A 10,853-nucleotide genomic window follows, 5' to 3' on the forward strand; every position below is an offset into this window, starting at 1 on the left:
GCGCGACGAGCGCCAGATCGACGTGCCCATCGCCATGACCGCCGTCACCGGTGAGCAGATCAACGCCATGGGCATCAGCAAGGTCGCCGAGATCATCGCCATGACGCCCGGCGCGGGCGCCGTCGACAACGGCATGGGATTCCTGCAGGTGCAGATCCGCGGTGTCTCCAGTTCGCTGGGCGGCAACGACAACGGCTACTACCTGGACGACATCCCCTTCACCGGCGTCACCGTGCCCTGGTACCCGGAAGTGCGCTCCTGGGACATCGACCGGGTCGAAATCCTCAAGGGCCCGCAGGGCACCCTGTTCGGCGAAGGCTCCATGGGCGGCACCGTGCGCACCCTGACCCGCAAGCCGGACATGGACGCCTTCGACGCGGCCTTCGAAGCCTCCACCTCCAGCACCCGCGACGGCGGCAACGGCTGGGGCGGCAAGGCCATGCTCAACGTCCCCCTGGTCAAGGACAAACTGGCCGCGCGCGTGGCGGTGACCGACGAATCGCTCTCCGGCTGGATTGACGATGCCAACACCGGCCGCAAGGACATCAACGAACAGCGGGTCAAGACCGGCCGGGTCAAGCTGCGCTTCACCCCCACCGAACGCTGGAACCTGGACCTGGCCTACTGGAAGTACGACTCCGACGCCCCCGGCGGCGGCAACGGTTCGCTGGACAACCGCACCACCAATTCCTTCTATGCCAACACCGACGAATGGGACGTGGCCAGCCTGTCCACCAGCTACGCGTTCGAGGGCTCGCAGCTGTTCTATTCCTTCGCCGACGCGGACCTGACCTATGCCAACGACGGCATGCTCAACCCCACCACCACCTATGTGAGCAACATCCAGATTGGCGTGCGCACCCACGAGCTGCGCTGGTCCTCCACCGGCGAGCGCGCCCTGGACTGGACCGTCGGCTACTACCTGCGAAAGGCCGATCGCCATGATCGTTCCAGCGTCGGCGGCGTGCCGCCCAGCCGATCGGTCCAGTTCAACGATGCCTACGCGGTATTCGGCGAAGCCACCCTCAAGCTGCCGAACCCGGCCTGGTCGGTGACCGCGGGCCTGCGCTATTTCAAGGACGACGTGGACGCCGTCTCGGTGTCCACCAACCGCACCTCCACCCTGGACGCGAAATTCGACAGCTGGAATCCGCGCGTGGCGCTGTCGTTCAAGCCCAGCGCCGACACCACCCTCTACGCCAGCGTCGCCCGCGGCTTCCGCTCCGGCCAGTTGCAGCCGATCACCTCGATCCTGCTGGCCGAGGCCAACGGCATCGACCTGCCGGCGACGATCGCCCCGGACAGCATCCTGACGTATGAACTCGGCGCCAAGTCTTTGCTGGCCGACGGCAAGCTGATGCTGGAAGGCGCGCTGTTCTACAGCGACTGGAAGGATGTCGCCGTGCGCGTGCCCATCACCTCCAGCATCAACGGCCTGACCAACTCGAAGGGCACCGAGAACAAGGGCGTGGAGGCCAACCTCATCTATACGCCCAACAGCGCGTGGATGCTGCAGATCGGTGGCAGCTGGATCGACGCCACCTACGCCGAGGATGTCCCGGGCACGCCACTGAACAAGGGCACGCCGGTGTACAACGTGCCCAAGACGAGCTTCAGTGCTTCGGCCGCCTACAATTGGCCCATCGGCGACAGCCTGAAAGGCATCGCCCGGGCGGGCGTGGTGCACGACTCGCGCCGCGAAACCGCGCTGACCGCCGGCACGCCCGGCGATGCGGTGACCTCGGCCAATGCGCGCGTCGGCCTGGAATCGCCCAACGGCTGGTCCGGATATCTCTACGGCGAAAACCTCACCGACGACGATGGCGCGCTCAATGCGCGCACCGCCGCCGGTATCGCCAATCGCCTGCGTCCGCGCACCTTCGGCATCGTCCTGCGCTACGACTATTGACGGCACGCGGGGCGTCCGCGAGGACGCCCCGCACGCACCCTGGAGAACCTTGCATGATCAGAAACATGATGAGCCTGGCGGTACTCGCGCTGGGCTGCACCGCGGCACTGGCTTCGGCCAGCGACGCCCGAGACGAATGGCTGGAACAACCCCACGACGAGCGCGCCCTGGCCTGGGCACGCCAGACCACCCAGTCCTCCACCGCCACCCTGCAGACGCTGCCCGCCTACGCCGCCGTCCGCAAGGAACTGGGCGATCTGCTGCAAGCACGGCCGGCCGAGCCGGACGTGGTGCTGCTCGGCCAGCGCGCCCTGCGTTTCCTCAAGGACGCCAACCACCCCTATGGCCTGCTGCAGACGACCGCGCGCGATCGCAACGGCGTGCCGCTGCCGCAGTGGAAGACCGTCCTGGACGTGGCCCGCATGCGCGACAAGGAAGGCATCGCTTTCGAACTGCAGGCCTATGACCTGGGCAACAGCTGTCTGGCTGAAACCGCACGTTGCCTGCTGCGGCTGTCACCGGGCGGTGGCGACGAAGTGGAAATCCGCGAATTCGACCTGGCCCGCGCGGACTTCGTCGCCGCAGGCTTCCAGGTGCCCCGTTCGCGCGCGTTCGCCCACTGGATGGGCGCGGACCGCGTGCTCGTGGAGACCACGACGGATGGCCGTCCGCGCACGGCGGCCGGCTGGCCGGCGCAGGTGGCCCTGTGGAAACGCGGTCAGCCGCTGGCCCAAGCGAAGATCGTCTTCGAGGGCGAGGCCGGCGACGCCATCCTGCAACTGTCGGCCAGCCGGGATCCCCATGCACCGCGTGGCGTGATCACCCGCGCCCTGGACTACTCGACCTTCGAGATCCATGTGGTCGAACCGGATGGGCGGAGCCATCTGCTCCCCCTGCCACGCGACCTGGCCCCGATGGGCACCATCGACGTTACCCAGGATCATGTCATCGTGCAGTTGGGCAATGCGGCGACCGTGGACGGCCGCCACCATGAAGCCGAAACGATCCTCGCCTACGCCCTGGACGATGCGCTGGCCGAAGGCAAACGCGCGAGTGTGGTCTTCACGCCCGGACAGGGCGAGTTCGTCAACGGCAAGGCCGATGTGGTCTCGATTGGCGACAAGGTCGCGCTGGTCAGCAACCGCAACCTGCGCCAGCGGCTGCTGATGGCAGCGCCGGGGGACTCCGGCTGGACCACCCGCGAGATCTTCCAGGCCGATCCCGGCGACACCGTGAGCCTGCGCGGCGGTGAGGAACTGATCGTCACCACCGACGGCTTCACCACCCCGCGCCGCCAGGAACTGCATCGCGAAGGACATCCTCCGGCATTGCTCGCCCGCGATCCGGTGATGTACGAGGGTGCCGGCTACATCACCGAGATCGGCAGTGCGGTCTCGAAGGATGGAACCCCGGTGGACTACTTCCTGCTGCGACCCCGGCAGGCGCCGTCCCGGCCGCAGCCGTTGCTGGTCACCGGCTACGCGGCGTTCGCCACGTCCTTCCGGCCAGGCCATTTCGGCTACATCGTCGGCGGACCGGCATTCAAGCTGTGGCTGGATCGCGGCGGTTCGCTGGTGATTCCGGCGGCACGCGGCGGCAACGAACGCGGCGAGGCCTGGCATCGGGCGGCAATGCGCCAACAGCGGCAGAACTCCTACGACGACTTCATCGCGGTCATCGAAAAGCTGCAGCGTGATGGCTACACCACCCCGGCACAGACCGGCGTGTTCGGCTCTTCGAATGGCGGCCTTCTGGCCGCGACCTTGGGAACCCAGCGCCCCGACCTGTTCAACGCGGTGATCAGCGACGTACCGCTGACCGATCTCATCCGCATGCGCCACATGGGCATGGGCGCAGCCTGGATGAACGAGTATGGAAATCCCGACAAACCGGATGAGGCGCGCGCGATGCTGGCGTACTCCCCCTACCAGAACGTACGCGAAGGCACCCACTATCCGCCGTTCCTGGTGACCATCTCTACCGAAGACAATCGCGTGGGTCCGGGCCATGCCCGCAAACTGGCGGCCAGGCTCGCGGCGGTCGGGGCACCGGTGTATTTCCTGGAGGACGAAGAGGGTGGGCACGGCGTCAGCGATGCTCTGCGCAACCCGGACCTGATGGCGATGCGGATGAGCTTCCTGATCGCACGGCTCATGCCGCAACAGCCATAGCAGTTCCCGATACTCCCGGTGCGGATGCTCTCTCTTCCACGCCGGGAGTATCACCTTCATCCGGTGGCTAGGCGCCGGAATGCACCTCGACCGTGACGTGCGCCAGTTCCTCGTGCACCTGCAATGCCCGCCGATAATGGTCCGGCGAACGTGGCCGTGAAGCCACCAGCGTCACCACACAGGCGTACTTGCCGCGGCCGACCCTCCAGACGTGCAGGTCCGAGATTTCGGTTTCCGGCTCGGCGGCGATCACCTCGTGGATTTCCGCCACCACCGGCGCATCCATTTCCGCATCCAGCAGCACGCGCCCGCTCGCCCGCAGCAGGCCCCAGGCCCAGATCAGCACCAGCGCAGCGCCCACCAGTCCCATCACCGGATCCATCCAGCGCGCGCCCCAGATCCAGCCCGCGACGAGCGCGACGATCGCCAGCATCGAGGTGGCCGCGTCGGCCACCACGTGCAGATAGGCTGCCCGCAGGTTCAGATCATGGTGATGGCCGTCAGCATGAGCGCCATGCGCATGGCGCTCGCCATGGGAAGGGGCGTGGTGATCATGATGAAGATGTCCGTGCCCATGCCGGTGCTGATCGCGCCCATGATGATCGTGACCATGCGCGTGGCCGTCCTTCAGCCACCAGGCGCAGATCAGGTTCACGCCCAGCCCCACCACCGCGATGATGACGGCTTCGCGGTAGTGGATCGCCACTGGATGGACCAGGCGTTCGATCGACTGGAACGCCATCAGGGCGGCCACGCCGAGCAGCAGGATCGCGCTGGTATAGCCGCCCAGCACCTCGACTTTCCAGGTGCCGAACGCAAAGCGGCGATCGCGCGCATGGCGACGTGCGAACCGGTAGGCGAACACCGAAAGGCCCAGCGCCAGCGCATGCGAACTCATGTGCCAGCCATCGGCCAGCAACGCCATCGAGTTGAAGTACCAGCCACCGGCGATTTCGACGACCATCATCGCAGCCGTAAGCAGCACCGCGCGGCGGGTGTTGCGTTCGGCCAGCGGATTGCCATCGTCGAAGACATGGTCATGGCGGCGGGCGGCGGCGGCGGCGAGCAGCGGCATGGCGGCGGAACGGGGGCGGGAGACGCTCGCATTCTATACCCCCCAGGGGTATAGTCGCGACATGTCGCATATCAGCCGTGATCGCAGCCGCCTGCAGACCCGCGTCCGTCGCCTCAAGGGGCAGGTGGAAGCGCTGGACAAGGCCATCGCCGAAAGCACCGATTGCCTGGCGGTCCTGACTCAGGCCGCCGCCGTGCGCGGCGCGGCGCAATCGCTGATGCTGGCCCTGCTCGACGATCACCTGCACGAGCATCTGGTCGCCGAAGACGACGCCGATACCCGTCAGGCCGAAGGCGAGGCGCTGGCCGGCATGCTGCGCAGCTACTTCAAGTAGGCGCCGCGCCACCGGGCCGCCGCTGTGCGTAGAATCCGGGCATCCCATCACCGGAACGGATCGCCCATGTCCCTGCGCACCACCCTGCTCGCCTTCGCCGTGGCGCTGGCCGCCGCCCTGCCGCTGTCGGCCGCGGAACCGGCCAAGTACCGCAGTGCCCAGGAAATCCTCGACGCCTCGCCTGCCAGCGACTGGCGGAGCCTGGATCCGGCCAACACCCTCTACATGGAACTGGAAGGCGGCCGGGTGATCATCGAACTGGCGCCGGCGTTCGCGCCCGAGCATGTCGGCAACATCCGCACGCTGGCCCACCAGGGCTTCTGGAACGGCCTCAACATCTACCGCTCGCAGGACAACTGGGTGGTGCAGTTCGGCGATCCGACCGAAGACGAAGCCAAGCGCAAGTCGATCGGCACCGCCAAGGCCAAGCTGCCGGCGGAGTTCGAACGCAAGGCCGAAGGGCTGCGCTTCGATCGTCTGCCCGACGCCGATGGCTGGGCGCCGCAGGTCGGGTTCGTCGACGGCTTCCAGGCCGGCCGCGATCCGGCCACCGGCCAGGCATGGATGGCGCATTGCTACGGCACCCTCGGCGCCGGTCGCGACACCGCGCCGGACAGCAGCAACGCGACCGAACTGTACGTCGTGATCGGCCAGTCGCCGCGCCAGCTGGATCGCAACATCACCGTGGTCGGCCGGGTGGTGAAGGGCATGGAGCTGCTGAGCGTGATCAAGCGCGGCCCGGATCCGATGGGCATGTACGACAAGCCCGCCGACTACACGCCGATCAAGGCGATCCGTCTGGCCAGCGACGTGCCGGAAGCCGAGCGCACCGCGCTGCAGCTGCTGCGCACCGACTCGAAGACCTTCACCGATGCCACCGAGGCGCGCCGCAATCGCCGCGACGGCTGGTACGTGCGGCCGGCCGGCCATATCGACCTGTGCAACGTGCCGCTGCCGGTGCGCACGCCAAAGAAGGCGTGATCCGGTTCCGGGGCGTACTACCGCACCCCGGGATGTTCCTGCCAGCCCTGCCCCCGCATGCGGGGGCAGGGGCTTTGCCTTCTCGGAGACTGCCTCCGTGCATTCCGGGCGCGCCACACCCGTGGCGCCGGCCACGGATGGACGGATGACTTGACAGCGCCCGGGTGCGACACCCATTATTTAACCAATACGTTAATTGGTTAAATCCTTACATGGCCGTCGATCACATCTTCGAAGCCCTGGCGTCCCGCCCCCGGCGGAAAATCCTCGCCTACCTGTCCGCGCAGGAACTGACCGCGGGAGAGATCGCCGAGCGCTTCGAGATGAGCGCGCCGGCCATCTCGCGGCATCTTTCGGTGCTGGAGAACGCCGGCCTGGTCAGCAGCGAGCGACGCGGGCAGTTCGTCGTCTATCGGCTGATGCCCGACAGTCTGGTCAACACGCTCACCGGATTCGCCTTCGAAATCTGCCCCACCGCCCGGCCGCTGAAGCGCGAGGCGCGCAAGCGCGCCATCAGGCCGGGCTGATCTCCCCATTCTTCCGCCGTCACCGACAAGGATTCCACCGATGGCCAGCACCGCCGAACCGGTCGCCACCTTCCCCCACGCCCACATTCGTTCGCGCGCGGGCAGACTGCCGGTGGAAGTCTTCCTGATCGCCCAGCTCGGCCACGGCGCGGGTGATCGCATGTTCGCCGAGGCCACGGCGCGCCAGCGCGCCCATCCGCATTTCATCGACGAACTCGATGAGCCTTCGACCAAGTTGGCCGGCACGGATTTCGACAGGGGCGACGCCACCGCGCTCTATACCTTCGCGGTGGGCCCGCAGGGCCATCCGTTCCATCGCCACGCCGGCCATCGCGTGTTCACCGCGGTCACCGGCAGCGGCGGCGCGCTGCTGCGCTTCTCCACCGCCTCGGACGCGCAGATCGCCACCGACCCGCGCAGCTTCTTCGACGCGCTGCACCACGTCCGATTGCCGCCGGACAGCCTGTTCACCGTGCGCTTCGGCGACGGCGCCTGGCACCAGTTCGTCGCGCCGCGTGCCGGCTCGCGGCATCCGGTGTTCTTCGCCCTGTCCTGCCATACCGACGAGCTGAGCGGACCACTGCCGGAGACGGAACGGACCCGCGTGCTCAGTGGCGAATCGAACCTGGCATCACTGACCGAACTGCTGCCCGAACCGGTGCGCGCCCTGCTGGCGGAACGGCCCATCGACGACGCAGGCATCCCGACCGTGGCGCTGGCGTTCGACGCCGCACCCGGAAGCCGCAAAGAGCAGCTGTGCACCTCCGTGCGTGGCGTGCTCGGCCGGGTGCGTGGCCTGGTGTCCGGCTGGCGGCCGGCCGCCGGTTTCATCGTCGGTCGCCGGCCACGGGTGGTCGCGCTATCCACGCCGCCGGCCGGCTCGCTGTTGCACGGCAAACTCGCGCAGGGATTCGATCATCAGGACACCTTCGTGCTGAGCGTGCGGGGTCGCGGATTCCACGGCCTGCGCGCCTCGCAGGTCCTGGGCGACGTGCTCGACGGCTTCCTGCAACATCGGCCGGCCGGCGTCAGTGCGCTGATGAAGTTGCGCAATGTGCTGGTCCGGCCGCTGCGCCTGCGTACTTCGCCGCTGGGTTGTCCGGTGTCCTCGCTGTTGTCGACTCGTCACGATCAGTTGTTCCTGGATCGCTTCCCGGTGCTGGCGCAGCGAACCAACGATGGGGATCGCGACGCGCAAGTGGTGCTCGGCGCGGACGATCGTCATCTGGTGTTCCGTTCCTGCGTCGGTGTCACGATCGTGTCCGACGATCGCATCGACATCAGTCTCGGCACGCGCGTGCGTTGCAGCAACCGGTTCGGCCACGTCTACCTGGCCCTGATCGATCACGTGCACCGCGAATACGTGGCGCCGGCGATGTTGAGGATGGCGGTGGAGAAAGCCGCGGAGCGCAGTGAAGCGTTTATCGCCAGCGACGGCCTGTTCGCTTGAGGCGGGCAGCGTACGACGTCATCGGCTCATAGCCGGCCGGCATGGGCCGGCTACAGAGAGAACATCGGCATCAACACTGTCGTATTTCTTTATCCCTTAAGAGAAGAACTGCCTTTTTCGAGGCGTCTCTACCTGCGCATGACGTGGGGTCCCTGGACCGGTGGCGCAGGCTCGGCCGGCGGCGGGTCTGGGCGCGTCGGCGCCGCCTGCGCTTCCAGGCGTGCCTGCCCCTGGGCCACCGCCTCGCGGAACCGCAGGCTGGCCGGACTGTGCAGGTAATCGTCGATGACCGCCGACAGACCCCGGTCGTCGCCGGTCAGCAGGCTCCGGTGCAACCGCCCCACCAACCCGTCCAGGAACGCCGCCTCCGGCCCACGCGCCGACGGCGCCGCCGGCCGGCGCTCCACCTGCTCCTCCCGTTGCTCGTCGACGGGCGCCTTCTGGCGGCAGTGGCTCACCGCGTCGGTCCGGCACGGCGCCGACGGCCCCAGCAGGTCCACCTGCCCGCGCTCGCCCTGCCGGTCGTAGCGGCCGGTGCCGTACAGCCCGCGCATGTGCTGCTCGGAGCGGTGCACGACGAACTGGGCCGGGTCCTCGGGCACCGGGCGCGGACGCAGGTAAGGCCGGTCGCTGAGCCGGTTGAGGAAGCCCACGCCCAGGTTGAAGCTCAACGTGCCCAGGCCGTTGCGGGCATAGGTGTCGCCGATGTCGCTGTGACTGCCGCCCACCACCGCGTGGTAGTGGCGGCCGGCCTCGCTGAACCCGGGCGGCAGGTGGGTAGTGGCGGGAAACAGGTTGCGCCGCTCATCCTCGGCGGTGATTTGCAGGACGGACAACGTGGACGGCGGCAGCCGCCGGTCGTGTTCCCGCACCCCGGTGGAGACCGGGTCGAACAGCAGCGCCGCCTGCAGGGTCCGGCCGGGCTCGACCAGCAGCGGGCGGTCGGCGTAGCGGATGTGGGTTATCAGGTTCTCGCGGTTCACGGTATAGCGGGCGCCGTCGGTGTCCCGCAGGCCGCGCTCCTCCACCAGGCGCTGCAAGGCGGCCACCTGTTCGGCGCCGCGGCTGAAGCCCACGCCGGCCACCCGGATTTGTGCCTGGGGGTCTTCCTCCAACCAGATTCGAGTCTGGTCACACAACTGGAAGTACGCCATCTCCACCCGTTCGTCGAAGGTGTGGCCAAAGCGGCCATCCCAGAGCCGGGCCGGGGTCTTCCACAGGCCGGTCTGGGTGAAGGTGCCTTCGACGTAGCCGACAGCAATGCCGTTCAAGCCTTGACGCTGACGTTCTTCAATCTGATAGGCCACCTTCGCCACGACACTCCAATGCTCCGGCTTGTCGTCGAACATGCTGTTGCCGGTGCCGTCCAGGGCGGCGATGAACAGCCGCTGGTGCGGGTTGGACGTCTGCAGCAGGAGCGGGATGCGCATCTGCGTCAGGGCCGCCTCGGCCTGGCGGTAGCTGTCCAGGTCGTGCGCATCGGCCGGGGAGTAGCTGACGCCCCCATCCCGGGGGGAACGGGGAATGGACCCCATGCGGTGCCTCCTGGCTTAGTAGGTTTGACTGAAGACCTGGATGAGGTCTCTTTGAACATTGCTGAGTGGTCTATCCGGAAACCTCGGCTTCTTCAGCCAAATACCCGTCCGCGTATAGACATGGATGGTGCGATCGTTGACTTCCAGGATGATTTCAGTGATGCCATTTGTCGCCGGTTCGTTGACGTCTTCACGGGCCACGTGGTGACGAATCAGCTGGTCCTTGAATATCTCGCCGATGTCGATGTCAGCCTCATGCGCCGTGCCATCCCGGGAGCGCCAGGTCACCTTCGCCGGGGGCGGGAAGTTGGGAAAGGGCCCCCAACTCGCACGGAGATTGTCCGGGTAGTTGTTTACGGAACTGGACGGTATCTGGAGGACATCGTCGGGATGATCGCCAGGGTAGTAACGACCATAGTGGACCCGGCACCCATAGGTGCTATAGCAGACAGCGCGAAAGTAGTGACCCTGGAACTTCAGCGGCCACTCGGCGCCGACGTTGGTGTGCCAGCCGTCCGGCAATCGAGAGGGAAAGCCATCCGTCGAGATGGAAGAAGACATGGTGCTCTGGCATCCGGTCAGGGTGAGGACAAGCAATGCGATGCGGGCGATGCGGAAAGAAAGGCGTCGTGCCATGGAAGGGGGGTCCTGAACTCCGTGCCGGACGACGCTAGTGCGTCGGCCGTTCGCATGCAACGCACATTGAAAGCTCGAAGTGACACGGGGAACGCCACCGGACCGACATGCGCATCTGCGTCAGGGCCGCCTCGGCCTGGCGGTCGCTGTCCAGGTCGTGCGCATCGGCCGGGGAGTAGCTGACGCCCCCATCCCGGGGAGAACGGGGAATGGACCCCATGCGGTGCCTCCTGGC

Annotated in this window: 9 protein-coding genes; 6 read left to right on the forward strand and 3 right to left on the reverse strand. The window is 67.2% G+C overall.

Features of this window, described 5'->3' with window-relative positions; translation table 11 throughout:
* Both AC3DEZ_RS20325 and AC3DEZ_RS20330 read left to right on the forward strand, forming a co-directional pair.
* On the forward strand, positions 1-1,909 hold a 1,909-nt coding region (locus AC3DEZ_RS20325), incomplete at its 5' end, for a TonB-dependent receptor (RefSeq protein ID WP_488389825.1).
* 53 nt (positions 1,910-1,962) lie between these two features.
* Complete coding sequence (locus AC3DEZ_RS20330) at positions 1,963-4,080, forward strand: prolyl oligopeptidase family serine peptidase (protein WP_488389826.1); 2,118 nt, start codon at positions 1,963-1,965, stop codon at positions 4,078-4,080.
* A gap of 67 nt (positions 4,081-4,147) precedes the next feature.
* Here AC3DEZ_RS20330 and dmeF read toward each other — a convergent pair whose 3' ends face one another.
* On the reverse strand, positions 4,148-5,155 hold the full coding sequence (dmeF, locus tag AC3DEZ_RS20335; RefSeq protein WP_488389827.1) for a CDF family Co(II)/Ni(II) efflux transporter DmeF: 1,008 nt from the start codon (positions 5,153-5,155) through the stop codon (positions 4,148-4,150).
* A gap of 61 nt (positions 5,156-5,216) precedes the next feature.
* Here dmeF and AC3DEZ_RS20340 point away from each other — a divergent pair, with 61 nt between their 5' ends.
* The 4 genes from AC3DEZ_RS20340 (at position 5,217) to AC3DEZ_RS20355 (ending at position 8,447) form a co-directional block, all read left to right on the forward strand.
* Positions 5,217-5,489: a metal/formaldehyde-sensitive transcriptional repressor gene (locus tag AC3DEZ_RS20340; RefSeq protein WP_488389828.1), complete on the forward strand. Its 273-nt coding sequence runs from the start codon at positions 5,217-5,219 to the stop codon at positions 5,487-5,489.
* 66 nt (positions 5,490-5,555) lie between these two features.
* The gene (locus tag AC3DEZ_RS20345) at positions 5,556-6,470 is read left to right on the forward strand and encodes a peptidylprolyl isomerase (protein ID WP_488389829.1); all 915 of its coding nucleotides are present in this window, start codon (positions 5,556-5,558) and stop codon (positions 6,468-6,470) included.
* A 212-nt stretch (positions 6,471-6,682) separates the two neighbouring features.
* A complete protein-coding gene (locus AC3DEZ_RS20350; RefSeq protein ID WP_488389830.1) occupies positions 6,683-6,997 on the forward strand; it encodes a metalloregulator ArsR/SmtB family transcription factor in 315 nt (104 codons plus the stop codon).
* A 40-nt stretch (positions 6,998-7,037) separates the two neighbouring features.
* The gene (locus AC3DEZ_RS20355) at positions 7,038-8,447 is read left to right on the forward strand and encodes a DUF2867 domain-containing protein (protein ID WP_488389831.1); all 1,410 of its coding nucleotides are present in this window, start codon (positions 7,038-7,040) and stop codon (positions 8,445-8,447) included.
* A gap of 128 nt (positions 8,448-8,575) precedes the next feature.
* On the opposite strand, the gene AC3DEZ_RS20360 is transcribed toward AC3DEZ_RS20355, so the two are convergent.
* Complete coding sequence (locus AC3DEZ_RS20360; RefSeq protein WP_488389832.1) at positions 8,576-9,982, reverse strand: phospholipase effector Tle1 domain-containing protein; 1,407 nt, start codon at positions 9,980-9,982, stop codon at positions 8,576-8,578.
* 15 nt (positions 9,983-9,997) lie between these two features.
* Positions 9,998-10,618, reverse strand: a complete 621-nt coding sequence (locus tag AC3DEZ_RS20365; protein ID WP_488389833.1) for a hypothetical protein — start codon at positions 10,616-10,618, stop codon at positions 9,998-10,000.
* Between the last annotated feature and the right edge of the window lie 235 nt (positions 10,619-10,853).

It is taken from the genome of Pseudoxanthomonas sp. 134C1, assembly GCF_057773065.1.